1 protein-coding gene is annotated in these 277 nt (G+C 53.8%); it reads right to left on the bottom strand.

The window, feature by feature from the left end; translation table 11 throughout:
* On the bottom strand, positions 1-251 hold a 251-nt coding region (locus E0D98_RS27730; protein ID WP_131891634.1), incomplete at its 3' end, for a hypothetical protein.
* Between the last annotated feature and the right edge of the window lie 26 nt (positions 252-277).

Raw genomic sequence — 277 nt, 5'->3', positions numbered from 1 at the left:
AGTAGTATGTGGTGCATATGGAGCATTCTGGCCAGTGCGGCGCTGAGTTCATTAATATGGTGTTCCCGGAAAACGGGACCGTCATGCATACGGCACAGGGGGATCACTTCCACATCGTCACAATGTGTCCGCAGCCACTCTTTTGTGACAGCTGCGTCATCGGTGTAAAACCATGTGCCGGGTGTACCGTTCGCCAGAAACCGGATTTTCCATGCCTCGGGGGGCGGAGGCGTCTGTCTGCCATCATTCATAGGGGTTATCTCATTCTATGGGCTGA

Origin of the sequence: Escherichia sp. KCJ4928 (genome assembly GCF_004352695.1) — a bacterium.
Taxonomy (GTDB): domain Bacteria; phylum Pseudomonadota; class Gammaproteobacteria; order Enterobacterales; family Enterobacteriaceae; genus ECMA0423.
The sequence above is the reverse complement of the archived record's forward strand: the minus strand, read 5'-3'. Positions and strand labels throughout refer to the sequence as shown.